General features: G+C 61.5%; 26 protein-coding genes and 1 pseudogene. 18 read left to right on the top strand and 9 right to left on the bottom strand.

What is annotated here, in order from left to right; translation table 11 throughout:
• The gene (locus QN222_RS10780; protein ID WP_136506450.1) at positions 1 to 501 is read right to left on the bottom strand and encodes a YbjN domain-containing protein; all 501 of its coding nucleotides are present in this window, start codon (positions 499 to 501) and stop codon (positions 1 to 3) included.
• A gap of 568 nt (positions 502 to 1,069) precedes the next feature.
• Positions 1,070 to 1,336: an accessory factor UbiK family protein gene (locus QN222_RS10775; RefSeq protein WP_283965992.1), complete on the bottom strand. Its 267-nt coding sequence runs from the start codon at positions 1,334 to 1,336 to the stop codon at positions 1,070 to 1,072.
• 145 nt (positions 1,337 to 1,481) lie between these two features.
• Here QN222_RS10775 and lgt point away from each other — a divergent pair, with 145 nt between their 5' ends.
• The 6 genes from lgt (at position 1,482) to QN222_RS10745 (ending at position 8,011) form a co-directional block, all read left to right on the top strand.
• Complete coding sequence (gene lgt, locus QN222_RS10770; RefSeq protein ID WP_283965990.1) at positions 1,482 to 2,363, top strand: prolipoprotein diacylglyceryl transferase; 882 nt, start codon at positions 1,482 to 1,484, stop codon at positions 2,361 to 2,363.
• 12 nt (positions 2,364 to 2,375) lie between these two features.
• A complete protein-coding gene (locus QN222_RS10765) occupies positions 2,376 to 3,479 on the top strand; it encodes a class I SAM-dependent methyltransferase (RefSeq protein ID WP_284005418.1) in 1,104 nt (367 codons plus the stop codon).
• A gap of 248 nt (positions 3,480 to 3,727) precedes the next feature.
• Complete coding sequence (pgeF, locus tag QN222_RS10760; protein WP_283965574.1) at positions 3,728 to 4,522, top strand: peptidoglycan editing factor PgeF; 795 nt, start codon at positions 3,728 to 3,730, stop codon at positions 4,520 to 4,522.
• A 1-nt stretch (position 4,523) separates the two neighbouring features.
• On the top strand, positions 4,524 to 5,675 hold the full coding sequence (locus QN222_RS10755) for a Xaa-Pro peptidase family protein (RefSeq protein ID WP_283965573.1): 1,152 nt from the start codon (positions 4,524 to 4,526) through the stop codon (positions 5,673 to 5,675).
• Positions 5,676 to 5,832: 157 nt separating this feature from the next.
• Positions 5,833 to 6,768, top strand: a complete 936-nt coding sequence (locus QN222_RS10750; RefSeq protein WP_283965572.1) for a hypothetical protein — start codon at positions 5,833 to 5,835, stop codon at positions 6,766 to 6,768.
• A gap of 310 nt (positions 6,769 to 7,078) precedes the next feature.
• Complete coding sequence (locus QN222_RS10745; protein WP_283965571.1) at positions 7,079 to 8,011, top strand: ribose-phosphate pyrophosphokinase; 933 nt, start codon at positions 7,079 to 7,081, stop codon at positions 8,009 to 8,011.
• 180 nt (positions 8,012 to 8,191) lie between these two features.
• Here the strand turns inward: QN222_RS10745 and QN222_RS10740 are convergent, their stop codons facing one another.
• The gene (locus QN222_RS10740; protein WP_283965570.1) at positions 8,192 to 9,226 is read right to left on the bottom strand and encodes an aldo/keto reductase; all 1,035 of its coding nucleotides are present in this window, start codon (positions 9,224 to 9,226) and stop codon (positions 8,192 to 8,194) included.
• 123 nt (positions 9,227 to 9,349) lie between these two features.
• Between QN222_RS10740 and QN222_RS10735 the strand changes: the two genes are divergently transcribed.
• Positions 9,350 to 10,270, top strand: coding sequence for a LysR family transcriptional regulator (locus QN222_RS10735; protein WP_283965569.1), 921 nt, complete (start codon positions 9,350 to 9,352; stop codon positions 10,268 to 10,270).
• An 18-nt stretch (positions 10,271 to 10,288) separates the two neighbouring features.
• Here the strand turns inward: QN222_RS10735 and QN222_RS10730 are convergent, their stop codons facing one another.
• The 4 genes from QN222_RS10730 to QN222_RS10715 all read right to left on the bottom strand — a co-directional run bounded on the left by QN222_RS10730 (position 10,289) and on the right by QN222_RS10715 (position 14,208).
• Positions 10,289 to 10,882, bottom strand: coding sequence for a hypothetical protein (locus QN222_RS10730; RefSeq protein ID WP_283965568.1), 594 nt, complete (start codon positions 10,880 to 10,882; stop codon positions 10,289 to 10,291).
• Between the two features lie 217 nt (positions 10,883 to 11,099).
• Complete coding sequence (locus QN222_RS10725; protein ID WP_283965567.1) at positions 11,100 to 11,489, bottom strand: DUF779 domain-containing protein; 390 nt, start codon at positions 11,487 to 11,489, stop codon at positions 11,100 to 11,102.
• Between the two features lie 99 nt (positions 11,490 to 11,588).
• On the bottom strand, positions 11,589 to 13,097 hold the full coding sequence (gene adh / locus QN222_RS10720; protein WP_283965566.1) for an aldehyde dehydrogenase: 1,509 nt from the start codon (positions 13,095 to 13,097) through the stop codon (positions 11,589 to 11,591).
• A 154-nt stretch (positions 13,098 to 13,251) separates the two neighbouring features.
• Positions 13,252 to 14,208: a helix-turn-helix domain-containing protein gene (locus QN222_RS10715; RefSeq protein ID WP_284005416.1), complete on the bottom strand. Its 957-nt coding sequence runs from the start codon at positions 14,206 to 14,208 to the stop codon at positions 13,252 to 13,254.
• A 299-nt stretch (positions 14,209 to 14,507) separates the two neighbouring features.
• On the opposite strand from QN222_RS10715, the gene QN222_RS10710 reads away from it, so the two are divergent.
• The 7 genes and pseudogenes from QN222_RS10710 (at position 14,508) to QN222_RS10680 (ending at position 21,317) form a co-directional block, all read left to right on the top strand.
• On the top strand, positions 14,508 to 15,689 hold the full coding sequence (locus QN222_RS10710; protein ID WP_283961609.1) for a benzoate/H(+) symporter BenE family transporter: 1,182 nt from the start codon (positions 14,508 to 14,510) through the stop codon (positions 15,687 to 15,689).
• Between the two features lie 158 nt (positions 15,690 to 15,847).
• Positions 15,848 to 16,465: a 50S ribosomal protein L25/general stress protein Ctc gene (locus QN222_RS10705; protein ID WP_283961610.1), complete on the top strand. Its 618-nt coding sequence runs from the start codon at positions 15,848 to 15,850 to the stop codon at positions 16,463 to 16,465.
• A gap of 126 nt (positions 16,466 to 16,591) precedes the next feature.
• Entirely contained in the window at positions 16,592 to 16,882 is a 291-nt protein-coding gene (locus tag QN222_RS10700) for a hypothetical protein (RefSeq protein WP_283961611.1), read from the top strand.
• Complete coding sequence (locus QN222_RS10695; protein WP_284005415.1) at positions 16,879 to 19,251, top strand: EAL domain-containing protein; 2,373 nt, start codon at positions 16,879 to 16,881, stop codon at positions 19,249 to 19,251. Before QN222_RS10700 ends, QN222_RS10695 begins: the two co-directional genes overlap by 4 nt.
• Positions 19,252 to 19,277: 26 nt before the next feature.
• Positions 19,278 to 20,012 carry an ABC transporter substrate-binding protein gene (locus tag QN222_RS10690; protein WP_284005413.1) on the top strand — a complete coding sequence of 245 codons (735 nt, stop codon included), beginning with the start codon at positions 19,278 to 19,280 and terminating at the stop codon, positions 20,010 to 20,012.
• A 128-nt stretch (positions 20,013 to 20,140) separates the two neighbouring features.
• The gene (gene pth / locus QN222_RS10685; protein ID WP_283961614.1) at positions 20,141 to 20,860 is read left to right on the top strand and encodes an aminoacyl-tRNA hydrolase; all 720 of its coding nucleotides are present in this window, start codon (positions 20,141 to 20,143) and stop codon (positions 20,858 to 20,860) included.
• A 6-nt stretch (positions 20,861 to 20,866) separates the two neighbouring features.
• Positions 20,867 to 21,317: pseudogene (locus QN222_RS10680) on the top strand (GNAT family N-acetyltransferase).
• Between the two features lie 4 nt (positions 21,318 to 21,321).
• On the opposite strand, the gene clpS reads toward QN222_RS10680, so the two are convergent.
• On the bottom strand, positions 21,322 to 21,633 hold the full coding sequence (gene clpS, locus QN222_RS10675; protein WP_283961615.1) for an ATP-dependent Clp protease adapter ClpS: 312 nt from the start codon (positions 21,631 to 21,633) through the stop codon (positions 21,322 to 21,324).
• Between the two features lie 285 nt (positions 21,634 to 21,918).
• On the opposite strand from clpS, the gene ychF reads away from it, so the two are divergent.
• The 3 genes from ychF to QN222_RS10660 all read left to right on the top strand — a co-directional run bounded on the left by ychF (position 21,919) and on the right by QN222_RS10660 (position 24,048).
• Positions 21,919 to 23,022 carry a redox-regulated ATPase YchF gene (ychF, locus tag QN222_RS10670; protein ID WP_283961616.1) on the top strand — a complete coding sequence of 368 codons (1,104 nt, stop codon included), beginning with the start codon at positions 21,919 to 21,921 and terminating at the stop codon, positions 23,020 to 23,022.
• A 103-nt stretch (positions 23,023 to 23,125) separates the two neighbouring features.
• Positions 23,126 to 23,581, top strand: coding sequence for a MaoC family dehydratase (locus QN222_RS10665; RefSeq protein WP_283961617.1), 456 nt, complete (start codon positions 23,126 to 23,128; stop codon positions 23,579 to 23,581).
• Entirely contained in the window at positions 23,578 to 24,048 is a 471-nt protein-coding gene (locus QN222_RS10660; protein WP_283961618.1) for a MaoC family dehydratase, read from the top strand. Before QN222_RS10665 ends, QN222_RS10660 begins: the two co-directional genes overlap by 4 nt.
• A gap of 76 nt (positions 24,049 to 24,124) precedes the next feature.
• Here QN222_RS10660 and QN222_RS10655 read toward each other — a convergent pair whose 3' ends face one another.
• Positions 24,125 to 24,670, bottom strand: coding sequence for an adenine phosphoribosyltransferase (locus QN222_RS10655; protein WP_283961619.1), 546 nt, complete (start codon positions 24,668 to 24,670; stop codon positions 24,125 to 24,127).
• Positions 24,671 to 24,923: 253 nt separating this feature from the next.
• On the opposite strand from QN222_RS10655, the gene QN222_RS10650 reads away from it, so the two are divergent.
• Positions 24,924 to 25,109 carry a DUF1059 domain-containing protein gene (locus QN222_RS10650; protein ID WP_173509582.1) on the top strand — a complete coding sequence of 62 codons (186 nt, stop codon included), beginning with the start codon at positions 24,924 to 24,926 and terminating at the stop codon, positions 25,107 to 25,109.
• Positions 25,110 to 25,126: the final 17 nt, after the last annotated feature.

The raw sequence follows: 25,126 nt of genomic DNA, 5'->3' as shown, positions 1-25,126 counted from the left end.
TCATGCCTCCCCGACGGTTTCGAACAGCACCGCATCGACGGCACGCTGCGCATCCATTCCGGACCAGACGACGAACTGGAACGCCTGGAAATAGGATTCGCAGGCATCGAGCGCACTCGACAACAGCACCTCGACCTGCTGATTCGTCGGTTCCGCACCGCCCGCGAGCAAGAGAGATTGGCGGAAGATGATGACTTCTTCTTGGCGCCAGAGATCGAAATGCCCCATCAACACTTGACCGTTGATATGGGACAACAGGCGGATCACCTCGTTGACGCGGCTTTCCGGCACCTTGATGTCAAAGGCGCAAGCCAGATGCAGCGCCTCGAACTCCTCCATCCAGGAGAAGGAAACGTGATAGTCCGCCCATTTGCCTTCGACCGTCATGGCGATCTCATCTTCGCCGGATCGCTCGAACGACCAGTCGTTGTTGGCGGCCACGAACTCGATCATGTCGACCGGGTTGGACTGGCGCTCGACTTCCATTTCCAAAAGGCTCATGCATCACCCTTACGGCGCGGCACAGGCGCGCATGATCGCGTTCACAAGACGCAACGCTGCAAACCCAATACCGGATACGGACACACTATGATTGCTGGACGCACGGCCATCCTGGCTTACTTACCCTGCCCGGAGCTTACGTGATCCGTTTCGAATCATCATTTAAAATCAGTGTATAACGGCAGAGTCAGCCTGCCAGCCCCTCGGGCGAAAAATTGCGGCGAAGAATGACGCCCGCGTTGCGATTTTGATTCAGCACAGATGCTTAAACGACTCTGCCATAACGACTTTTTGGCAGTGTCCACAGGTGGAAAACTTTTCAGATTTTATTAACCCTACGGCGCCGTACGTCTCTTCCGACAGGCAAGGATCGCCCTAGCACTTTGAATTGCTGCACGATTCCTCAATTCAGAGCCGATTTGAGGAACCAGGCAGCAAGCGTGACAGCGTAAAGACGCGGACAATCTCCTGGCTGGAGGCCGCGGGATTCGATGAACGCGGTTCACTCCATGAACGGGCCAAAAGACGGAACGAGCGGAGCCGCGAGAAGCGCGGCTCCGCTCGTTCGTTACTTTTTCTTTCCAGTCTCTGCGAGGCGCGCTTCGAGCGCTTCGATGCGGGCAAGCAGTGCGTCGTTTTCCTCGCGCGCCTTGACGGCCATTTCCTTCATCGCCTCGAATTCCTCGCGCTTGACGACATCGAGCGAGTTCAGCCAGCTTTCGGCCTGCGCGCGGAAGGCCGTCTCGACCTCGCGTCGCACGCCCTGGGCAGCGCCCGCCGCATCGGTCATCAGCTTGGCAAAGTCGTCCAGAATGCGGTTGGCTCCAGTGCTCATCGTCCAGATCTCCATTTCAGCATCGCGCAGCAGCACGGTCATGAAATTGAGGTAGGATTGTCGGCGAAAGGATGCAAGAAAAATAAGACGGCGCCGAGGGTGGACGGGGCGCACCGGCGGCTTGACCCGCCCGGATTCGATCGCCATGTTCCGCCAAAACAACCGGCCGGCACGAGACAAGACCTTGGAAACAATCGCCACCCGCCTCGCCATCCTCCCCTTCCCGGAAATCGATCCCGTCATCTTCACGATCGGGCCGCTTGCCATTCATTGGTACGGCCTCGCCTATGTCGCGGGCATCCTCATCGGCTGGGTTTATGCGCGCCGCATCGTCCAGAACGCCGCGCTCTGGCGCAACGAGACCCCGGCCTTCAACCTGACGCAGCTCGACGATTTCCTGCTCTGGGTTGCCGCCGGCATCGTCCTTGGCGGGCGCATCGGATACATCCTTTTCTACGACCTGAGCTCGGTCCTGCAGAATCCGATCCGCGCGATCGAGATCTGGAACGGCGGCATGTCGTTCCACGGCGGCCTTCTCGGCACGATGCTCGCGATGATCATTTTCGCGCGGCGCAACGCCATTGCCGTCTGGAGCCTGTTCGATGTCGTCGCCGCCGTGGTGCCGATCGGCCTCTTCTTCGGCCGCCTCGCCAACTTCATCAATGGCGAACTCTGGGGACGCCTGTCGTCCGTGCCCTGGGCGATCGTCTTTCCGACCGGCGGCCCCTTTGCCCGCCACCCGAGCCAGCTCTACGAGGCGGCGCTCGAAGGCATTCTGCTCCTCCTGGTGCTTGCCTATTTCGTCTACCGCCGGAAGGCGTTGAAGGTACCCGGCCTGGTCTGCGGCATATTCGTCTGCGGCTATGCGGCGAGCCGCATTTTTGTCGAATTCTTCCGCGAACCGGACGCTCAGATCGGCTATCTGGCCGGAGGCTGGCTAACCATGGGCATGGTGCTTTCGCTGCCGATGGCGCTCGCAGGCATATGGGCGATCGCGCGCGCACGCCGGGCAGCAGCGACCGCATAACTGGACGGGTGCATGACGAATCCTCTCGCCGACAAGATCAAGGCGTTGATCAAGGCCAACGGGCCGATCAGCGTCACCGACTATTTTTCACTCTGCCTCGCCGATCCGCAGCACGGCTACTATCGTGTTCGCGAACCCTTCGGCCCAGCCGGCGATTTCACCACCGCGCCCGAGATCAGCCAACTTTTCGGCGAGATGATCGGCATATTCCTGGTGCATGCGTGGCAGGAGCACGGCTGCCCGGAACCCGCGATCGTCGCCGAGATCGGCCCGGGGCGAGGCACGATGATGTCCGATATGCTGCGCGTGATCGCTCGGCTGGCGCCCGACCTCTATCGGTCGGCCAACGTGCATCTCGTAGAGACGAGCGAGCGGCTGCAGAAGCTGCAAGCCGAAACGCTCGCCGGACACCAGGGCAAGGTTCATTGGCACACGAGCTTCGAAACTTTGCCTGCGGGCTTTCTGCTGCTTGCGGCAAACGAGCTTTTCGACGCAGTTCCGATCCGGCAATTCGTTCGCACCGCGCAGGGATTCCGAGAGCGCATGATAGGTCTCGATGCCGACGACAACTTGATCTTCGCGGTTGGCGTCGCGGGCATCGATCCGTCGCTTCTGCCGTCGCCGGCGCAATCGGTCGGCGACGGTACGATTTTCGAGACAGCCCCGGCACGCGACGCGGTCATGGCCGCCCTATGCGAGCGCCTTCGCGCCGACGGGGGCACGGCCATTATCATCGACTACGGACATCTGGCGACCAGCTACGGCGACACGCTGCAAGCGGTCCGCGAGCATCGCTACGATCCTCCGCTGGCCAGCCCCGGCCAGGCGGATCTCACGAGCCATGTCGATTTCGAACAGCTTGCCCGTCGCGCGAAGGCGGAGGGAGTGCAGGTCAATGGACTCGCGCATCAGGGCGATTTCCTCGTCGGCCTCGGTCTGCTCGAGCGGGCGGCGGCACTCGGCCGCGGCAAGGACACGCTGACCCAGGAAGGCATTCGCTCCGCCGTCGAACGGCTCGCGGGCTCCGGAGCTGGAAAGATGGGCGAACTGTTCAAGGTTCTGGCGGTCAGCAGCCCTGAAGTCATGCTGGCGCCGTTTCAGAAGAAGGCACAGTGACGATCGACCGTCTCGGCGCCATGGGTCTTTTCAAACGCATGGCCGCCGCAACAGCTTGAATTGCCGCATGTTTTATACTCAAATCGATTCCGGTTTAAGGAAACATGCAGCAGGCCGGCGGCGGTTCGGCGATTGACAGTGCCGGCATGCCGCGTCAACATCGCGCCGCAAATCAGCCGCAAATCACCGGGCCGCGACGCGCCCTCATTTCCAATGAAACCTTAAAGACAGCAAGGGCGAGAACACCGATGCAGGACGATGCCTCGCTTTCCCCGGTTCAGAGTCCGCTCTTCAGCGCCAAGGCGGGACCGGCGATCGCACACGGCTATTTCACCCGCAAGGGCGGCGTTTCCGAAGGCATCTATCGCGGCCTGAACGTCGGCCTCGGCTCGAAGGACGACCGCGAACGCGTCGGCGAAAACCGAGCGCGCGTCGCGCGCTGGTTCGATGCGGAGCCGCGGCGCCTTGCAACCGTTCATCAGATCCACTCGCCGGACGCCGTCGTCGTCGACGGCAGCTATGATGGCGCGCGCCCCGATGCCGACGCGCTGGTGACGGCGACCCCGGGCATCGTGCTCGGCGTTCTTTCAGCCGATTGCGGGCCTGTGCTCTTTACCGATCCGCAAGCCGGCGTGATCGGTGCGGCCCATGCCGGTTGGAAAGGCGCACTCGGCGGGATTCTTGAAGGCACGATCGAGGCGATGATCTCGCTCGGCGCGCGCCGTGAGCGGATCATCGCCTGCCTTGGCCCGTCGATCAGCCGGACGCACTACGAGGTCGGAACCGAATTCGTCGAACGTTTCATCGCCGCTGACGACGACTATGTTTCTTTCTTCAGCCCTTCAGAACGGAACGGCCATGCGATGTTCGACCTGCCGGGGTTGACAATCCGGCGACTGACGGAAGCCGGGGTGACGGCGGAGAACCTCGACATCTGCACCTACGCGGACGAGGACCGTTTCTTTTCCTACCGCCGTACGACACACAGACAGGAGCCAGACTACGGCCGGCAGATGTCGGCGATCTGCATACGGGAGAATTGAAATGGCGCTTCAGTTTGCGGCAGAGGAATACGCAGCCCGCCTTGCGCGGCTGACGGCCAAAATGCAGGAAGAGAAGCTCGACGCCCTGCTGCTCTTTGCGCAGGAAAGCATGTACTGGCTGACCGGTTACGATACGTTCGGCTACTGCTTCTTTCAGACGCTGGTCGTCAAGAGGGACGGCTCGATGGTGCTCTTGACACGTTCGGCCGACCTACGCCAGGCGCGTCACACGTCCAATATCGAGCGCATTGAAATCTGGGTGGACCGGGTCAATGCCGATCCGGCGGTGGATCTCAAGAATCTCCTGAACGAGCTTGACCTGCTCGGCTGCCGGATCGGAGTCGAATACGACACGCACGGCATGACCGGCAGAACGGCGCGACTGGTCGACCATCAACTCGCCAACTTCGGCGAACTGATCGACGCCTCGTTGCTTGTGAGCCGCCTTCGCCTGATCAAGAGCCCCGCCGAAGTCGCCCATGTCGAAAAGGCCGCCAGCCTCGCAGACGACGCGCTCGAGGCGGCTTTGCCGTTGATCCGCCCGGGTGGCAGCGAAGCCGCCATTCTCGCGGCCATGCAGGGCGCGGTCTTTGCCGGCGGCGGCGATTATCCGGCCAACGAATTCATCATCGGCTCGGGCGCCGACGCCCTGCTCTGCCGCTACAAATCGGGCCGGCGCACGCTCGACGCCAACGACCAACTGACCCTCGAATGGGCCGGCGTCAGCGCCCATTACCATGCGGCGATGATGCGCACCGTCGTGATCGGAGAGCCGACCAACCGCCACCGTGAGCTCTACAGCGCCTGCCGCGAGACGATCCAGGCGATCGAAATGGTGCTCCGCCCCGGCAACACCTTCGGCACCGTCTTCGACGTCCATGCCAGGATCATGGACGAGCGTGGCTTGGCCCGCCACCGGCTGAACGCCTGCGGCTATTCACTCGGCGCGCGCTTCTCCCCCTCCTGGATGGAGCACCAGATGTTCCATGTCGGCAACCCTGAGGAGATCGAGCCGGACATGTCGCTCTTCGTGCACATGATCATCATGGATTCCGACAGCGGAACGGCCATGACGCTCGGCCAGACCTATCTCACGACACCGGATAAACCGCGTGCGCTCTCACGTTACGGACTGGACTTCATTTCTGCGTAAGGAAATCCGCCTATGATTTCCGACCGAGACGGACGAACGGAGGCAGCTTCGTAGAGCATCCCGCTTTCTAGAAGCTGTCGCGAACCGGAACGGGATCAGGGCGTGCGAAGCTCCCCTCCCGCTCCGACTGTTAGAGTCGAGACGGACGGTGGGAACGATGCGAAAGCTGATCATGCCTATCGCAAGCCTTGGTCTTGCAACAGCACTTACGGGCTGCAACAGCACCGATGTGCTGATACCGCAGGTGGACGTGGGCGCCGGGACCTTCCGATCCCCGCCGGTGACTCAGTCCGATCTCGACACCATGTCGACGCAAACTGCCATCGTTCCGGTGCAAACCGTGCCACCAAGCAGCACGGCCGCCTTCTCTGCGCAGCCGAACATCTCCAGCCCGCCGACGCAATATGCCACCGGCGATGCCACCTATACGGACCCTGCCGGCACGCTCGACGCCCAGGCAAACCGCCTTGCCGAAGGTGCGGCGCCAATCCAGACAAGGCAGGCCCAGACCGTACAAGGCGAGACCGGGCAAGGCGAGACCGGGCAAGGCGAGACCGGGCAAGACGAGACCGCGCAGGTTGAGGTGAGGACGGTCCAGACCACGCGCATACAGAGCCCCGCCCCTCAGCAGGAGCCGGCAGGGCAACGATCCTCGACCGAACCAGCAGCGGCCGCGCGGCAGCAAGAAGAAGTAAACCACGCCGCCCTGCCAGCGGCCACAAGCGGTTCAGGCAGCATTCGCTTCCTGCCGATCATCGGTGCACCGGTCGAGGCGGTGACCCCGCTTTCGAAACAGCTCGGCGCCGACGCCCACGCACAGGGGCTGGCGATCAAGGGCTCTGCAGACAAGACGAGCGAGCATATCCTCAAGGGCTATTTTTCGGCGCTCAACGACGGCGGCAAGACAACGGTCGTTTATGTCTGGGACATTCTCGACGGCAACGGCAATCGCCTGCACCGCATCCAGGGACAGGACACCGTCGCAAGCACCGCTGCCGAGCCCTGGAGCGCGGTTCCGCCGGAAACAATGCAGGCGATCGCTACCAAAACCATCAAGGCCTATCTCGATTGGCGTCAGTCCAGAGCAGGATGAGGAAACGCGCGCGCCTCCATCCGCTCTAACTCACTAAAATCGATCACGATCTGTGATTACGCGTGCGGTCGCCCCGAATCGGCGTGATCTTGGCCGGTTGACACAAAGTTTTTAGGGTAATGGCCTTTGCGCCGCAGCATTCCCCCTTGCATTCGAGTTCAGGGACGCTAAAAAGCGGCCGATCAGCTCTGAACAGCGGCCATTCCGTAAAGATTGCCCGCGATCGGAATGGCTTACGGAATTTGCGCGGAAAAAACCGCCCCGGACTGCACGCCGGACGGAGGCCGCGCCAGCTCAAGGCGGACCGTCAATGAAGGTTTTCGCAGGCAATTCGAACCGGCTGCTTGCCGAAGCGATCTGCAACTATCTCAACCTGCCCCTCGGCAAAGCTACAGTAAGGCGGTTCGCCGACCAGGAAATCTTCGTCGAAATCGGCGAGAACGTGCGCGGAGAGGACGTTTTCATCGTCCAGTCCACCTCTTTTCCGACCAACGATCACCTGATGGAACTGCTCATCATGATCGACGCGGTGCGCCGCTCTTCCGCCCGCCGCATTACCGCCGTCCTTCCCTATTTCGGCTATGCCCGACAGGACCGAAAGCCCGGTCCTCGCACGCCGATCTCCGCCAAGCTGGTCGCCAACCTCATCACCGAAGCCGGCGCTGACCGCGTTCTCACCCTCGATCTCCACGCCGGCCAGATCCAGGGCTTCTTCGACATTCCGACCGACAACCTCTATGCGGTTCCGATCCTGGCACGCGACGTCAAGGAGCATTACGACCTGAAGAACGTCATGGTCGTCTCGCCGGACGTCGGCGGCGTCGTGCGCGCCCGCGCGCTTGCAAAACGTCTCGACTGTCTGCTGGCGATCGTCGACAAGCGCCGCGATCGCCCGGGTGAATCGGAAGTCATGAACGTCATCGGCGATGTGAACGGCAAGGACTGCATCTTGATCGACGACATCGTCGATTCCGGTGGCACGCTTTGCAACGCCGCCGAGGCACTCTTGAAGAATGGCGCCACCAGCGTCACCGCCTATATCACCCACGGCGTGCTTTCCGGCGGTGCGGTAACCCGCGTCGCCTCCTCGATGCTGAAGGAACTCGTTATCACCGACTCCATCCAGCCGACGACCGCCGTCCAGTCGGCGCACAATATCCGCGTGATCTCGACCGCCGCCCTGATCGGCGAAGCGATCAGCCGCACCAGCCAGGAAGAATCGGTTTCGAGCCTGTTCGACTGAGGTCATTCAGTCCGAGACTAGAGCATCCCGCTTTCACGTGGCATCACTGAAGGCGGATAAGATGCTCTAGAATCAAAGTGCCAGAGCGTCCTTTGTGCGTTCATTTGAACGCACGGCGCTTGGAGTGCATCGACGCCGGCGCATCGAGCGCCGGCGTTTGTCTGGCAGGTGCGAACCAAGCTATCGACTCTTCCCGAGAACCTGCGTCACCGGCTGGTCGGCAAGATTGTCGATGAACCAGTTCGGATAGACCGGCGGAGGCACGGTCTCGGCATCGAGCGCTGCGATCTCGCCTCCCGTCAACGTAAGCTCGGCGGCGCCGAGATTGTCTTCGAGCTGATGCAGCTTGGAGGCGCCGAGCAACACGCTCGTCACAGCATCCTTCGCCAGCAGCCAGGAGATCGCCACCTGAGCGACGCTTGCTCCGTGCGCGTCGGCGATCGTGCGCATGCGTTCGACGAGACGGAAGCCCTGCTCCTTGTCGAAAGGTAGAATGTCGAAGCCGGAATAGCGGTTGTCTGGATCCCCGAGATTGTCGCGGGTGTACTTGCCAGAGAGGAAGCCGGCGGCGAGCGGGCTCCAGACCGTCAATCCCAGGCGGTAGCGCTGCATCATCGGGATCACGTCGCGTTCGACGTCCCGGCCGAGAAGAGAATAGTGCATCTGCCCATGCGTGAAGCGCGCGAAACCGGCGGCTTTCTGGATTTCGAGCGCCGCCGCCACCTTCCAGGCCGACCAGTTCGAGAAGCCGATATAGCGCACCTTCCCCGAGCCGACCACCTCGTCCAGCACCGACAACGTCTCTTCAAGTGGCGTGTGGGGATCCTCCTTGTGAACGATGTAGACGTCGATCCAGTCGGTGCCGAGCCGTTTCAGGCTCTGGTCCACGGACCAGAGAATATGGCGACGGGAGAGACCGGCCTGCGTCAGCGGCGTGCCGGTTCGAAACCCCACTTTCGTTGCGATGACCACTTCATCGCGGCGCGTCCTCAACGCCTCGCCGAGAATGCGCTCCGACTGACCGGAGGCGTATGCGTCGGCCGTATCGAAGAAATTGATGCCGGCATCCAGCGCCCTCCCGACGAGTGTGGCCGCCGCCTCTGCATCGGTCTTGTAGATCGCACCGATCGTGCGGTCGCCGGCCGTGAAGGTCATGGCGCCGAAAGCAAGACGCGAAACCACGAGACCGGTATTGCCAAGCGTTGTGTACTGCATGTTTTCCTCCGTTGCCGAATAGGCCGCATTTGCGGTTGGCGACGATCATGCCAAAACGGATTATTGCGAAAAACCGGATGCCTCTATAAAGGTTATGAAGCACAACTTCATAATGGCGCGACAGTGGCAGCCGACCATTTCAGCGGATTGACGGAATTTCTGGCGGTGGCGGAGCATCGCAGCTTCACCGCCGCAGCGGCTGCGCTCGGCGTTACGCCGAATGCCGTCAGCCAAGCGATTAAGGCGCTCGAGAGCAGGCTCGGCGTTCAGCTCTTCGTTCGCACCACGCGCCGCGTGGCCCTCACGGAGGCGGGCAGCGCATTCCTGCTGCGCGTGCGCCCGGCGGCATCCGACATCGCCGAAGCCCATGACCTGCTTGGCGGTTTTCGCGACCGGCCGATCGGCAACCTCCGCCTGACCGTCCCGCGCATGGCGATCCCGCTCGTGCTGACCCCTTTGCTGCCGCGCTTTCGGCAGGCCTATCCGGACGTGTCCGTGGAAATCTCGATCGATGACGCGGCGATCGATATCACCGAACGCGGCTTCGATGCCGGCATCCGCATCGGCGAAGCCATTGAAAAGGACATGGTTGCAGTCAGGCTAACTCCTGACATCGCCTGGGCCGTCGTCGGCGCACCGTCCTATTTCGCCAAACGGGGACGCCCGGCAACGCCGGAGGAACTGACGCGCCATGAGGCGATCCGCTACCGTTATCCCACGTCGGGCACGATCTATCGTTGGGAGTTCGAGCGTGGCGGGCGCGATTTCTCCGTCGACGTCCCGGGCGGGCTGACCGTCAACGACTTCCTGTTGCTCATCGAACTGGCGGAAGCCGGGATGGGGCTGGCTTATCTGCCTGAGCCTTCGGTCCGCGAAGCCGTCGCAGCCGGGCGTCTCGAACGCGTGCTGGAGGCGTATCTTCCGACCTCGCCCGGTCTCTTCATCTATTTCCCGGCGAAGGCGCAGACACAACCCAAACTGCGGGCATTTCTCGATCTGGCAGCCAAGATTGGGCACGAGAAAAAATCAGCGAAGGGCCGCTGACTTCGGCAAGTCGCGCGGCTACGCGGCGAAGGGCTTTGCCAGTTCTTCCGATTTTGGAAGACTGTTTTCGAGAAGGGCGACTGCGGGTTCCGCAGCATCGAGTACCAGAACTTTCACGACTTGCGACAGTGCATTCAGCTTGACGGCTGCAGGATCGGGGGATGCTTCAGCAGCGGCGATTTCCGCGTCGAACGCGGCCTGTTTTTCCGCAATCCGCTCTCTGAAGATTTCACCTTTCATCGCAGCCACAGACGGAATGGTGGTCGTGATCGATGCTTCTTCCGGCAGATCCGTGTATATCGTGAACTCTTCCGGCGGAAAGCTTTCCCGATGCTTCATAATCAAATCAGCGAGCGCCATGTGCTTGGCGTTGTCCGGGTGTATTCCGCCTAGCGTCGCCCCGAGTTTCATTGCGGCATCATAGGAATCCGAAAACTCCTTCTGAAAGTCGCGATTTTCCGCAATGGCATTGAAAACAGCTGCGGCCACCGCGTCCGAACTGGCCTTGAACACTGGTGAGAGGAGGAAATCGGCAGCCGACACCTCTGCCCGCGAACCGGACCGCAGGATGGCCAGCGCAGCCGAATTGCCGGCAGGTGAGATCGTTGTCATGAAACTGCTTCCTCGCAAATTTCAACGCCTGCATCGACATCGAAATCAATCAGCATCTACGGCTTCATGCCTAGCAACAATAGGATCGGGAAAATTTGCTGCCACGACTATAGATTGTAACATTTTAAAAGGAGCCTAACGCGCTTTGACGGCCTCGGGAAAACACCTGTCTCAGTCGACCGCTAAGTGATTGCGAAGGCGACCGGCACAGCCGGCACTAACTGCCGCCACCGACCAGGGGCTGTATCGTGCAAACCTCGCCTCCACCGAACAGACGCGAGCGCGTCAAAAACCGCTTCTCCCGGCCATTGTCGAGCGAGAACATCCCGCCCCTGCCCGGAACGACATCGATGATCAGTTGCGTGTGCTTCCAGACTTCAAACTGGCTGGCGCTGATATAGACCGGCACACCATCAATTTCGCCGAGCTTCACGTCATTGTCGCCGACGATGTACTCGTCCGCCGGATAACACATCGGCGACGAGCCGTCGCAGCAACCACCCGACTGGTGAAAGAGAATGTCGGGATGGTCGCGCCGGATTTCGCGGATGAGTTCGATCGCCGCATCGGTCGCAAGCACGCGCGGCTCGCCATTTGGCTCCGTCATCATTTCCTCCCTCCTGCACGACCGACAGGCCCCCGATGAAATATCGGGAGCCCGCCGGGAGGATCACCGGCGACCACCGCCGGGATCGAACAATGAGGATCAGAAGAAGCCGAGCGCCTTCGGGCTGTAGCTCACCAGCATGTTCTTGGTCTGCTGGTAGTGGTCGAGCATCATCTTGTGCGTCTCGCGGCCGATGCCGGACTGCTTGTAGCCGCCGAAAGCGGCATGCGCAGGATAGGCGTGGTAGCAATTGGTCCAGACGCGGCCGGCGTGAATCTCGCGCCCGAAGCGATAGCAGCGGTTGGCATCGCGGCTCCACACACCGGCACCGAGGCCGTAAAGCGTATCGTTGGCGATCTCCAGCGCCTCTGCCTCCGTCTTGAAGGTCGTCACCGAAACGACGGGGCCGAAGATCTCCTCCTGGAAGATGCGCATCTTGTTATGGCCGCGGAACACCGTCGGCTTTACATAGTAGCCCTCGGAAAGCTCGCCTTCGAGCACGTTGCGTCCCCCGCCGGTCAGCACCTCGGCCCCTTCCTGCTTGCCGATATCGATATAGGAGAGGATCTTTTCGAGCTGCTCGCTCGACGCCTGCGCGCCGATCATGGTCGCCTTGTCGAGCGGGTTGCCCTGGCGGATCGCCTCGACCCGCTTCAGCGCCCGATCCATGAAACGGTCGTAGATACTTTCCTGGATCAGCGCGCGGCTCGGGCAGGTGCAGACCTCGCCCTGGTTGAGCGCGAACATCGCAAAGCCTTCAAGTGCCTTGTCGAAATAGTCATCGTCCTCGTTAAGCACATCGGCGAAGAAAATGTTCGGCGACTTGCCGCCGAGTTCGAGCGTCACCGGTATGAGGTTCTGGCTGGCATACTGCATGATCAGCCGCCCGGTCGTCGTCTCGCCGGTGAAGGCGATCTTGGCGATGCGCGGGCTGGTGGCAAGTGGCTTGCCCGCTTCAAGACCGAAGCCGTTGACGATATTCAGCACGCCCGGCGGCAGGAGGTCGCCAACGAGTTCCGCCCAGACGAGAATGGAGGCAGGCGTCTGCTCGGCCGGCTTCAGCACCACGCAGTTGCCGGCAGCAAGTGCCGGGGCGAGCTTCCATGCGGCCATCAGGATCGGAAAGTTCCAGGGGATGATCTGACCGACGACCCCGAGCGGCTCGTGGAAATGATAGGCGACCGTGTCGTGGTCGATCTCGCCGATCGAGCCTTCCTGGGCGCGGATGCAAGCGGCAAAATAACGGAAATGATCGATCGCCAGCGGAATGTCGGCCGCCATGGTCTCGCGGATCGGCTTGCCGTTGTCGAAGGTTTCCGCCCGCGCCAGCAGCTCAAGATTTTCCTCCATGCGGTCGGCGATCTTCATCAGGATGTTGGAGCGCTCCGTCGTCGACGTCCGCCCCCATTTTTCTCGCGCCGCATGCGCCGCGTCGAGCGCGGCTTCGATATCGGCGGCATCGGAACGGGCGATCTGGCAAAGCGTGCCGCCGGTGACCGGCGTCGCGTTGTCGAAATAGCGGCCCGCAATCGGCTCCCGCCATTCCCCGCCAATGAAGTTTCCATATTTCTGCTTGTACGGGTTCTCGACGATCTTCTGGTGCAACATGGCTTCCTCCCTGTAAACAGCAGTCCTTTGCTGTGCGAGGAAGGGTGCAGCCGAATATCGAACGGCGATAGAGAGCCGCGGCACTCGGCAGTGCCATCTGTTTCAGAATTGAGACAGGCCGGCCCGGCCCGGCGTGCTGCAGCGCAGCAATCGCTCAGTTGAGCGAAAGCCGCTTCATCTTGCGGTAAAGCGTGGCGCGGCTAATCCCGAGAAGGTCGGCTGCCATCGAGACGTTGCCGTTGGTACGCGACAACACGCGACGCAGGGCGGCCCGCTCGGCGTCCGGCAGTTCCCCTCCGTCACCGGGCGGCTCCTCCTGGAGCAGGTCTGAAGCCGGAACGCCCGCTGCAATTCGCCTGTCATCGAGGCCGAGCCGCTGCCGCGCGGCGCGGGTCGCGCCAAGGACGAGATCGTCGCGGTCGACCGCAAGCAATGCCGGCCCTGCCCTGTCCACCGGTACGAGCACGATGCGCGCCCCGGCAAAAGCCCGCCGGAACAGATTGGCCTCAATGCGGGAGGCGGCGTCGCGCACGGCCTGGGAAAGGATCGACACCGCTGCCTCGGATGCGTCGTCGCGGCAGGTGGAAATGTCGATCGCCCCCGCAAGCTGCCCCGCCTCGTCCCGGATCGGCGCCGTCGCGCAACTCAGTCCGATATTGCGGCTCAGGAAATGCTGGTCGCGCTGGATGACGACAGCGCGCGCGTCCGCGATCGCCGTACCGATGCCATTTGTGCCGACGCTCGCCTCGCTCCACACGGTTCCCGACCACAGGCCGACATCGCGAAATTCGGCATCGTCGCCGACCGCTCCGCGGCGTTCGAGCGCGACGCCCTTGTCGTCGGTCAATAGAAGGCAGCAGCCGGCCTTGCCGACGACAGCGAACAGCCGGTCGAGTTCTGCGACCGCCTCCGCAACCAACACGCCGGAACGTTCGTGCGCCTGCCGGAATTCGTTATCCGTAAGCCGCCAGGGCGAACGGACCTCCTCCGGCGCCAGTCCATGCAGCGTCACGCAGCGGCGCCACGATGCCGCGACCGGCGAACTCGCCGCAGCCGACGATTGATGGGCGATCCTGTAGACGTGTTCGGAATGATCCCTGACGGCAGGCATCCGCTCCCTCCCTAAAAGCGTCCTCCGGTTCACACAGGTATGCCGATCTCCCGCTCGGCATACCTGCAGCGGCTGCACTATAGGCATCGATTGCGCGGCCGGTCCAGCCAGACGAAGGTCGCGCCGTCAAGCGCCTTGATGAATGTATCAAGCGGCACAGCCCACGAGGCCATGTGTTTTCAAAATAATGCTGTAGCACTTTGAATTGTCGCATGTTTTTATCCTTAAATTGGGCAGTGGGATATGCTACTCGATGGGTCATTTCACGCCCGCGCCCCCGCAACATCCGGTTTTTCGCCATGCTTCGCGACTTTTCGCTTCAAAGCCTTTTCATGGGTCTGCTGATCGCCTTTGTCGGTTTTGCGAGCTCTTTCGCCGTCATCCTGAACGGACTTGCCGGCGTGGGCGCAACGGAAGCCCAGGCCGCCTCCGGCCTGATGGCTCTGTCGATTTCGATGGGGGTGTGTGCAATTGTCATCAGCAGTGTGACGCGGCTGCCGATCAGCGTCGCGTGGTCGACTCCTGGCGCCGCATTGCTCGCAAGCTCGACCGCCGTCGAGGGCGGTTTCAATGCAGCGGTCGGCGCCTTTCTCGTTTGCGGCCTGCTGATCGTCATCGCCGGGCTTTGGAAGCCGCTCGGCAGGATGGTTTCGTCGATCCCCTCGGCTTTGGCGAACGCAATGCTTGCCGGCGTGCTCATTGGCCTGTGCTTCGCACCGGTCAAGGCGATCGCCTTCAACCCGCTCTTCGGCCTGCCGATCGTTCTCGCCTGGGCTCTGGTCGGCAGGATCAACAAGCTCTATGCCGTGCCCGCCGCCCTCCTCGCCTTCGCGCTCGTCATCGCCTTCGGCATCGAAATGCCTGACGGTATCTTTGCAAGGCTTTCCTCGGCGCTGATCCCCCAAGCCGAATTCGTCTTCCCGGTCTTCAACACGGCCGCCTTGGTCAGCATCGCCCTGCCGCTCTTCATCGTGACGATGGCATCGCAGAACATTCCCGGGATCGCCGTTTTGAAGGTCAACGACTACCATCCGAACCCCGGCCCGCTCTTTGCAACGACCGGCCTCTTTTCGGTGCTGAGCGCGCCCTTCGGCGGCCATGCGGTCAATCTGGCGGCGATTACCGCGGCCATGTGCGCCGGCGTCGATTCTCATCCCGATCGCGCGCGTCGCTACTGGTCGGCGATCAATGCCGGCATTGCCTATATCGTCTTCGGCCTGCTCGCCGGCACCGTTACCACCTTTGTCAGTCTCGCACCCCCGGTGCTGATCGAGGCAGTCGCCGGACTGGCGCTCATCGGTGCCTTTGCCAGCTCGGCCATGGCGGCTTTCAGCGAAGCTCAGACGCGCGAAGCCGCCGCGATAACCTTCCTGGTAACCGCATCAGGCGTCAGCTTCGCCGGCGTCTCTGGCGCGTTCTGGGGTCTGATCGCCGGCGGTCTCATGCTCGCGCTCGCCCGGTTTACCAAGCGAAAGGCGTGAACTGCGGCGCCTCGCCTTGCATTTCCGCCCGTTCTCGGCTAAGGACCCCGCGTCCGCGCGGACACCCTTGGAGGCACCGCGGATGAAGCCGCATGCGGCTTCAGGTTTTTCCGCCTCTGTGGCGGACGAACTCTCCAAATAACCAGAAAGGTCTACCCATGAGCCAGACTTACGAGCTCAAGGCCGAGACGCGCGAACGGGTTGGTAAGGGGTCCTCCCGTGAACTTCGCCGCAACGGTCTTATTCCGGCTGTCATCTATGGTGACAAGCAGGCCCCCCTTTCCATCGCGCTCTCCACCAAGGACGTGACGATGAAGATCCACGCCGGCGGTTTCATGACCACCGTCGCGATCATCGACGTCAACGGCGAGAAGATCCGCGTCCTGCCGAAGGACTACCAGTTGGATCCGGTCCGCGACTTCACCATGCACGTCGATTTCCTGCGCGTCTCGAAGGACAGCCAGGTTTCCGTCCAGGTCCCGGTTCACTTCGAAAATGAAGAGAAGTCCCCGGGTCTCAAGCGCGGCGGTGCCCTGAACATCGTTCGCCACGAAGTGGAACTGAACGTTTCCGCCGACAGCATTCCGGAGTTCCTGACCGTTGACCTCACCGGCCTGAACATCGGCGACACCGTCCACATCTCGGACATCAAGCTTCCGGCAGGCGCGACCCCGGTTATCGCCGACCGCGACTTCACGGTCGCCACGATCGCCGGCCGCGTGATGGAAGCCGAAGGAGAAGAAGCAGAAGAGGCCGAGGGCGAAGCAGAAGAATAATCTGCGTTTCGCGCATCTGCCAGCACTACAGCGCCGCGCGTCCAGCGGACGCGCAAAGGTCGCTGTAGCACTTGAAGTGCTGCATGATTTTGTCCTTAAATCGATCCCGATTTAAGGAATCATACAGTGACGGCTGACAAGACAAACCCGCTCCATGTCACATGGGGCGGGTTTTTCATTTCCCGCCAGACTTCAGGCCGCCAGACTTCAGGCGGTCAGGACTTGGCTTTTTCCAAGCATCATCATCCGCTAATGCAAGCACAGCGTCTTGTCCGCGGCCTCATGAAATCTCGGCGTGCAACTTCAGCAACATTTAAGGTTTTGATGATGTCCTGCCGGCGGGGAGACATTGGTGGCAGCCCAAGAGAATTAGCAATGAATAAAATGGCAACGACTGCCGAGCGGGGCATGCAATGATGCACTCGGTGGAAAACCGGTTTGTGGCGATCATCGGCAGCGCAATGTTTGTATTCGTCGCACCGTTGCTCGCACTCTTTCTCACCATCTCCAGCGAACGCGTCGCGCGCGAGCGCCTGCAGAATGTCGAGCTTTTGATGGAGGCGAGCGGCGAAGCGCTCGGCAAGCCGATCTGGGATTTCGACCAGCAGGGCATCGACCGGATCGCCCGCTCGCTGATGAACGCCACCGATATCAGGGCCGTCGCCATTCGCGATGCGGGTGGAAATATCCTTGCTCAATTGCCGCGGGTCGGCATCGGCGGCACCACCGCAAGCCGCTCCTTGAAGACCGCCATCGCCTTTGAGAGTGTCGAGGGCGTCAAAGAAATCGGCACGCTCGAGGTCGTCGTCCCGATGCCCGGCATCCTTTCGCGTTTCAGCAAGGATGAATGGACCGTCCTCGCCATTCTTCTTTTTGCGGTCGCGATCGTCTTTGCGGCGGCCCTCGTCGGCAATCGTTTCACGGTCATCCGCCCGCTGATGCGACTGACCGCGGCGATCGAGGCGACAAGGCGGCTCGGATCCCGCCACCGGGTAGACTGGACTTCGGACGACGAGATGGGCACGCTCGCGGCGAACTTCAACGAGATGCAGGATCGCCTCGAGCGCGAGGAAAGCGAACTCAAGATCGCGCACCATCGCGCGACCGAAACCTACAATCTCACGCCGGCCATGCTTTTCTCGCTCGACGCTGCAAACAGGCTGAGCGCCGTCAGCGATTACTGGTTGCTTGCGACGGGCTACGCCCGCGAAGAGGTCATCGGCCGCAACTTCACCGATTTCATCGATCCGTTGTGGCACGAAGCCTATCGCCATCGCGCAAAGACGACCGCGGTCGACAATGACGATATCAGCGAAGTAACGCTGCCCTTCCGCAAGGCCGACGGCGAATTCATGACCGTCCTGATCCTGGAATCGGAAATGGCCCATGGCGCCGATCTTTCGCTGTCCGTCATGACCGATGTCACGGCGCTCAAGCAGGCGGAAAGCCGCAACCATGCCCAGGCGATCACCGATCACCTGACCGGGCTGCTCAATCGCCAGGGCTTCGAAAGCGCGCTCGACGACGCGATCCGCAGCGCCGACGAATGCGGCATGCAGCTTGCCTGCCTGTTCATCGACCTCGACCGCTTCAAATGGATCAACGACAATTTCGGCCACGCCGCCGGTGACGCCGTCTTGCGCCGGACGGTCGAACTGATCCGCACGACGCTTGGCGCAGGTGACGTGATGTCGAGACTCGGCGGCGACGAATTCGCCATTCTCGTCGCGGCAACGGATGTCGCCGCCCTCGCCTACGAGATTGCCGAGCGCATCTGCGCGGCGCTCCGCGAACCGATGGCGATTGCCGGCAACGAACTGTCGGTCAGCGCGAGTGTCGGCGTTTCGGTCTACCCGACGCATGCGGCAAGCGCCTCAGACCTTCTCTTGAAGGCGGATATGGCGATGTATGCACGCAAGCGCGACGGCAAGAACGGCTTGCGGATTTTCGACGCGAGCATGCTCGATACCGCACGCGAGCGCCACGAGATCGAGCAATACATCGAAACCGGTCTGAAAGAGGATTGGTTCGAGGCCTGGTTGCAGCCGATCGTCGGCCTCGGCGACGGCCAGATTGTCGGTTTCGAGGCGCTGATGCGCCTCGATCATCCGGAAAAGGGGCTGATGCCGCCCGGCAAGATCATCGGCATCGCCGAGGAGACAGGCACGATCGGCCGCATCGGCGACCGCGTGCTCGAGAAGGCGATTCGCCACCTCGCCGCGATCTCCGAGCTGGATGGAACGCAGAACACCTATCTGGCGGTCAACTTCTCGCCCCTGCAGTTCGAGCTGACCTTGCCCCACAAGCTGGCTGCGTTGCTGCTCAAGCACCACATTTCGCCGCAGAGGATCGTCATCGAGATCACCGAGGCGGTGCTGATGCTGGACAATCCCGAGGTTCACGCCGTCCTGAAACAACTCAACGAATTCGGCTGCCGCATCGCGCTTGACGATTTCGGCACCGGCTACTCGTCCTTGAGCTATCTCAATCGCTTCCCTGTCGATATCGTCAAGGTCGACCAGTCCTTCACCCGGTCGCTGAGTTCCGGCACCGCCGACGTCAGGCGCAAGAGCCGCATGCTCATCAAGGGCATTCGCACCATTTCGCATCAGATGGGATGTACGGTCGTCGCCGAAGGCATCGAGACGAAGGAGCAGTGGCAGCTTCTGCGCAAGCTCGGCGTAGATAATGGCCAGGGTTATCTCTTCAGCCGGCCCATGCCGATCGACGGCATGTTGGCTCTGCTGGAGAATGAATCCGAAGCCAAGGCGGCCAATCCGGCATAGCGCCGCTGGAAAAGGAGAAAATGGGCGTGAAGCATCTGATCCTGGCATTCCTGCTCGGTCTTTCCACCACCGCTCACGCCGAGACGATCCATTTCGTCACCGAGGAGTATCCGCCCTACAACTTCTCGACCGCGAGCGGCGCGAATGGCGCGTCGGTCGAACAGGTCGCGCTGATCATGAAGGCTGTCGATCTCCCCTACGACATCGAGGTCCTGCCATGGGCGCGCGCCTTCGCGCTTGCCGAAAGCCAGCCTTTCCACTGCGTTTTCACCACCGGTCACGACGCAGAGCGAGACAGGAAATTCAAGTGGATCGAGCCGCTCCTCGTCGATCACATGATCATGGTACGACGCAAGGGGGCTGCGATCGCGCCGCAAACGATCGATGACGCCAAAGAGTTCGTCGTCGGAACGCAGCGGGAAGACTTCTCCGCGGCGTATCTGAAGACGCATGGTTTCGAGAAGGTCGACTATGCCACCAATCTCGACTCCACCATGAAGAAACTCGCCGCCGGTCGCATCGATCTGCTCATGACGTCGGAAAAGACCTTCGAGACCATGCGGGCCGATGGCATACCGGTCGAGGCGGCATTGGTGCTGGAAGGCAAGCAATATGGCATCGCCTGCCATAAGGATGTGCCCGATGAGACGGTTGCCCGTATGCAAGCCGAACTCGACCGCCTGATCGCCAACGGCACGCAGGACCGGATCTTCGCACGCTACGGCCTGCGCCCGAACCGCATCGAGCAGGCGGCGAAATAAGGATTGACTTCCCCGGACCGCGATGATTTTGGGTTGATTTAACAACGACCGGGACACGCGCGATCGCCCCTTGCCCCGGCTCCCCCGCACGCGGTCGTGACGCAGGAAGCTCCAGGGAGTATGGCGACATGCTGATTATCGCGGGACTTGGCAATCCGGGTTCGAAATATGCCGGGAACCGCCACAATATCGGCTTCATGGCCGTCGACGCGATACAGCGTCGCCCGAGCTTTGCCTCGTGGTCGAAGAAGTTCAAGGCGGAAATTTCCGAGGGCGAGATCGCCGGCGAGCGCGTGCTTCTGATGAAGCCGCAGACCTTCATGAACCTGTCGGGAGAGTCGGTGGGCGAAGCCATGCGCTTCTACAAGCTCGCGCCGAAGGATATCGTCGTGATCTACGACGAACTCGATCTTCCTGCCGCCAAGGCACGGATCAAGACCGGCGGGGGCCACGGCGGCCACAACGGCATCAAATCGATCGACGCCCACTGCGGCAAGGAATACCGCCGACTGCGCCTCGGCATCGGCCACCCGGGTGTGAAGGATCTGGTGCATGCCCATGTGCTCGGCGACTTCGCCAAGGCCGATCAGGCCTGGCTTTCGCCGCTTCTGGACGCGATCGCCGACAACGCGGATATGCTGGTCAAGGGCGAGGATTCGCAGCTCATGAACAAGATCGCGCTGGCGACCGGCGGCAAGCCGACCGAGGAAAAGCCCCAGGCGGCCAAGAAGCAGCCCGCGCAATCCCACATTCACCAGGCCCGCAACGCCGCGCAGCCGAAAAAACTTCCAGCGACCGGCCCGATGGCCGAGATGCTGAGGAAGATGTTCGGCTCCAAGGGGGATTAGATCCTGTTGCCCTCCGCTCTCGCAATTCGCTCCGCTGCTGCCGACGACCTGCCCGGGCTTCTGGCGCTTTACCGCGAGTTGCATCCTGATGACGCTGGGCTTGACCAGACCCTCGCTTCGGAGCGTTTCGCGGCAATACGCGCCCAGCCTGGCATGACGATTTTCATCGGATTTGCAAACGGCATTGCGGCAGCGTCCGTCACCCTCGTCGTTGTACCGAACCTTACGAGAAATGGTGCTCCTTACGCGTTGATCGAGAATGTAGTCACCGGAGTCGCCTACCGCCGGCGAGGCTATGCGGGCGCCCTGATCAAGCACGCAAATTGACCGCGCTTGGACGATGGGGTGCTACAAAGTCATGCTGCTTACGGGATCAAAGGACGCAGCGACGTTGCGCCTCTACGAGCGTTGCGGCTTCGTCCAGGACAAGACCGGCTTTCAGATCAGGCGGCGTTGAGGCTTCATTCCTCCGGCTCGGTCGTAAACAGCAGCGGATAGCCCGCTTCCTTAGCGAGATCGGTCGCCTCCTTGGCCTTGGTCTCGGCGATATCCCTGGCACAGACGACGACGACCGAGGTGCCGAGCCTGTGTGCCGTCATCATCACCCGGTAGCCGGTTTCCTCGCTCATCCGGAATACGGCCTTGAGCACCATGACCACGAATTCGCGTGGGGTGTAGTCGTCGTTGACCAGAATGACCTTATAGAGCTTCGGCCGCTGCAGCTTGGGCTTCGATCTGGTTTTGGGCTTTGCGGCAACATCATTGTCACTCATCGGAAATCCACCCGTTGATGACATGAGGAGGCGATCACCGTCGCGCAGCACAATATTGCGCGTCGGGCATTGGCATTCAAGGGAAAGCCGGGCGATGAGGTCCACTGCATGTTTCGATCATTCGTTCGCGAATGATGGAAACATGCAGCAATTCAAAGTGTTACAGCACCGTTTGCGCGTCTGATGAGGCGCGCGGCGCTTCAGAAGCGCGTGAAGAGCTTGACCGCTCCCCTCCTTTACCCCATAGCCACCCCCAAGCAATCCGAGAAAAGACAGGTTTTAGCCATGGGCTTCAAATGCGGTATCGTCGGGCTGCCGAATGTCGGCAAGTCCACACTCTTCAATGCGCTCACCAAGACCGCGGCAGCGCAAGCGGCAAACTATCCGTTCTGCACGATCGAGCCGAACACCGGTGAAGTTGCGGTTCCGGACCCGCGCATGCGCAAGCTCGCCGATGTCGCGAAGTCGAAGGAAATCATCCCGACGCGCATCTCCTTCGTCGACATCGCCGGTCTCGTGCGCGGCGCGTCCAAGGGCGAAGGCCTCGGCAACCAGTTCCTCGCCAATATTCGCGAGGTCGACGCCGTGGTTCATGTTCTGCGCTGCTTCGAGGACGACGACATCACCCACGTAGAAGGCCGCATCCACCCGGTGGCCGATGCCGAGACGATCGAAACCGAACTGATGCTCGCCGATCTCGAAAGCCTGGAGCGGCGCACGGAGCAGACGCGCAAGCGCGCCGCCGGCAAGGACAAGGACTCGATGGCGCAGCTTCCGGTAATGGAAGCCTCGCTGAAGCTCCTGCAGGAAGGCAAGCCGGTACGGACCCTGCTTTCCAAGCTCGATGCGGACGAACTGCGCATTCTCCAGGGCCTCAATCTCCTCACCTCCCATCCGGTGCTCTACGTCTGCAACGTCGCCGAAAGCGACGCCGCCACCGGCAATGAGCACACGCGCGCAGTCGCCGAAATGGCGAAGGCCCAGGGTGCGGAAACCGTTGTCATCTCGGCCGCGATCGAATCGGAGGTCGCACAGCTGCCTGAGGAGGAAGCCAAGGAATTCCTTGCTGCGCTCGGCCTCGAGGAGGCCGGCCTCGACCGGTTGATCCGCGCCGGCTACAAGCTGCTCGACCTCATCACCTATTTCACGGTTGGCCCGAAGGAAACACGCGCATGGACCATTCCGCGCGGCACCAGGGCGCCGCAGGCGGCCGGCGTTATCCACACGGATTTCGAGCGCGGCTTTATTCGCGCAAACACGATCGCTTATGCTGACTATATTTCGCTCGGCGGCGAAACCGGCGCGAAGGAAGCCGGCAAGGCGCGCGACGAAGGCAAGGATTATGTCGTCCAGGACGGCGATGTCATCCATTTCCGCTTCAACACCTGACGCGGTGGCTATGCGGCAGAGCCGTCCTTAAATTGTCTTCGATTTAAGGAAACATGGAGTAGAGCCGCATAGCAGCACATCTCCGGCAGCGAGGGAGGCCGGCATGCTTTATTTCGAGGACTTCACGCCAGGTCGGCGCTTCGACTATCAGCCGGTCGCCGTGCAGGCGCCCGACATCATCGCTTTTGCCAGCGAATTCGACCCGCAACCGATGCATCTGGATGAAGAGGCCGGCAAGCGCAGTATTCTCGGCGGCCTTTCCGCCTCCGGCTGGCACACGAGCGCGATCGGCATGCGCATGATGATCGACGCCTTTCTCGGCAATTCCTCCTCTCAAGGCTCGCCAGGCATCGACTTCATGGATTGGAAGAAGCCGGTGCTCGCCGGCGACGTGCTGGCAGGCTTCAGCCTGGTGCTCGGAGCCCGGCCGTCGAAGTCGAAACCTGGCGTCGGCATCGTCAAGTTCCGCAACGAGATTAACAACCAGTCGGGGGAAGCAATCGCGGTTTCGGAATGCTCCGTCCTTTTCCGCCGCCGCGACCGGGGGCAGCGGCTATGATGACGTTGGCGGAAATCTACGCAGCGGGCCGAAAGACCGTGATCGGCAGCCTGACATTCACGGCAGACGACATCGTCCGCTTCGCGCGCAACTTCGACCCGCAGTCATTCCATCTCGACGCGGAAGCGGCCAAGCACTCGCTTTTCGGCGGCCTTTGCGCGTCCGGTTGGCACACGAGCGCCGGCTGGATGCAATGTTTCGTGCGGTTCTGGAAGGATGAGATCCGGCGCCTGGCAGCCGAGGGGCTGCACGCGCCGAAACTGGGCCCCTCACCCGGCTTTCGCGAACTCAAGTGGCTGAAGCCGGTCTATGCCGGCGACACGATAACCTACGCGGTCACATTTCTCGAAGCGCGAACCGTCGCGTCGAGACCCGGATGGCGTATCAACACCATTCTCTGCGAAGGCGAGAACCAGCACGGCGAACCCGTCATCCAGTTCGAAAGCAAGGTGATCGAATTCACCTGAGGCCTACAGCGCCGCGCGCCTTACCGGACGCGCAAAGGACGCTGCAGCAGGCGTCGTGCGCGTATCTCGGAGCGCTTCAATGCCCCGCGAATTCGATCAGCGTGCGGACATTGACGCCGAGGGCCTCGAGCTTCTTGCGCCCGCCGAGCTCTGGCAGATCGATGATGAAGCAGGCGGCCACGATATCCGCTCCCATCTGCTGCAGAAGCTTGACGGCGCCTTCGGCGGTCCCACCGGTGGCAATGAGGTCATCGACCAGGATTACCTTCTCGCCCGGCTGGATTGCATCCCTGTGCATTTCCATCTCGTCTACGCCATATTCGAGGCTGTAGGCGATGCGGACGGTATCGTGCGGCAGCTTGCCCTTCTTTCGGATCGGCACGAAGCCGGCCGAAAGCTGGTGGGCGATCGCGCCGCCCAGAATAAACCCGCGCGCCTCGATGCCGGCGATCTTCTCGATTTTGGTTCCGGCATAGGGGTGGACGAGTTCGTCGATCGCCCGGCGGAAAGCCTTCGGATTGCCGAGCAATGTCGTGATGTCGCGAAACATGACGCCTGGCTTCGGGTAATCCGGAATGCTCCGGATGGCGGAAATCAGTTCCGATTGAACGGTCGCGGTCATGACGGAAAACAGCCTCTGCGAGTCTCAAGGAAGGCAAAGCCATAACATCAACGACGTGCAATTCTACAGAAGTTTCTTCGCGTTGCCGTCAGAAAGCTGCCCTCCGCCGCGAACTCTGTCCCCCCGTAAAATCTCCGCAGGACAGGTGGAACAATTTGGCGGCGTCGGTGTTAATGGTAAGCTTGAATTTTGCAAGGCACGCAATTGGGGCGTGACTGCACCTTGAGCCAGCAGCAGAGGAAGGAGCAGCACCATGCGCTTGTTTGAATGCGGTTCGCTCGTCCCGGGTTGTGAATGGCACACCCGCGCCGACAATGATGCAGAGATCGTCCGTCGTGTTGTGGAACACATGCGCGTGACCCACGGCGAAACGACGATCCGTGAGAACATGATCGACAACATCAAGGTTCGGATCGTCGACGAAAGCAAGGCCGCCTGACCGGAGTGGGGCAAGAC

The organism is Sinorhizobium sp. 6-70 (assembly GCF_030124375.1).
Lineage (GTDB): Bacteria > Pseudomonadota > Alphaproteobacteria > Rhizobiales > Rhizobiaceae > Sinorhizobium.
Note: the sequence above shows the minus strand (reverse complement) of the source record. Positions and strands in the feature narration are given on the sequence as shown.

Coding starts and splice junctions, on each gene's coding strand:
- QN222_RS10695 (WP_284005415.1), top strand. CDS start 16,879: ATGATGCACTCGGTGGAAAACCGGTTTGTGGCGATCATCGGCAGCGCA.
- QN222_RS10660 (WP_283961618.1), top strand. CDS start 23,578: ATGATGACGTTGGCGGAAATCTACGCAGCGGGCCGAAAGACCGTGATC.
- QN222_RS10775 (WP_283965992.1), bottom strand. CDS start 1,336: ATGAGCACTGGAGCCAACCGCATTCTGGACGACTTTGCCAAGCTGATG.
- QN222_RS10725 (WP_283965567.1), bottom strand. CDS start 11,489: ATGACGGAGCCAAATGGCGAGCCGCGCGTGCTTGCGACCGATGCGGCG.
- QN222_RS10750 (WP_283965572.1), top strand. CDS start 5,833: ATGCGAAAGCTGATCATGCCTATCGCAAGCCTTGGTCTTGCAACAGCA.
- QN222_RS10765 (WP_284005418.1), top strand. CDS start 2,376: ATGACGAATCCTCTCGCCGACAAGATCAAGGCGTTGATCAAGGCCAAC.
- ychF (WP_283961616.1), top strand. CDS start 21,919: ATGGGCTTCAAATGCGGTATCGTCGGGCTGCCGAATGTCGGCAAGTCC.
- pgeF (WP_283965574.1), top strand. CDS start 3,728: ATGCAGGACGATGCCTCGCTTTCCCCGGTTCAGAGTCCGCTCTTCAGC.
- QN222_RS10755 (WP_283965573.1), top strand. CDS start 4,524: ATGGCGCTTCAGTTTGCGGCAGAGGAATACGCAGCCCGCCTTGCGCGG.
- QN222_RS10715 (WP_284005416.1), bottom strand. CDS start 14,208: ATGCCTGCCGTCAGGGATCATTCCGAACACGTCTACAGGATCGCCCAT.
- QN222_RS10780 (WP_136506450.1), bottom strand. CDS start 501: ATGAGCCTTTTGGAAATGGAAGTCGAGCGCCAGTCCAACCCGGTCGAC.
- clpS (WP_283961615.1), bottom strand. CDS start 21,633: ATGAGTGACAATGATGTTGCCGCAAAGCCCAAAACCAGATCGAAGCCC.
- QN222_RS10745 (WP_283965571.1), top strand. CDS start 7,079: ATGAAGGTTTTCGCAGGCAATTCGAACCGGCTGCTTGCCGAAGCGATC.
- QN222_RS10655 (WP_283961619.1), bottom strand. CDS start 24,670: ATGACCGCGACCGTTCAATCGGAACTGATTTCCGCCATCCGGAGCATT.
- QN222_RS10665 (WP_283961617.1), top strand. CDS start 23,126: ATGCTTTATTTCGAGGACTTCACGCCAGGTCGGCGCTTCGACTATCAG.
- pth (WP_283961614.1), top strand. CDS start 20,141: ATGCTGATTATCGCGGGACTTGGCAATCCGGGTTCGAAATATGCCGGG.
- QN222_RS10730 (WP_283965568.1), bottom strand. CDS start 10,882: ATGACAACGATCTCACCTGCCGGCAATTCGGCTGCGCTGGCCATCCTG.
- QN222_RS10705 (WP_283961610.1), top strand. CDS start 15,848: ATGAGCCAGACTTACGAGCTCAAGGCCGAGACGCGCGAACGGGTTGGT.
- QN222_RS10650 (WP_173509582.1), top strand. CDS start 24,924: ATGCGCTTGTTTGAATGCGGTTCGCTCGTCCCGGGTTGTGAATGGCAC.
- QN222_RS10740 (WP_283965570.1), bottom strand. CDS start 9,226: ATGCAGTACACAACGCTTGGCAATACCGGTCTCGTGGTTTCGCGTCTT.
- QN222_RS10710 (WP_283961609.1), top strand. CDS start 14,508: ATGCTTCGCGACTTTTCGCTTCAAAGCCTTTTCATGGGTCTGCTGATC.
- lgt (WP_283965990.1), top strand. CDS start 1,482: ATGTTCCGCCAAAACAACCGGCCGGCACGAGACAAGACCTTGGAAACA.
- adh (WP_283965566.1), bottom strand. CDS start 13,097: ATGTTGCACCAGAAGATCGTCGAGAACCCGTACAAGCAGAAATATGGA.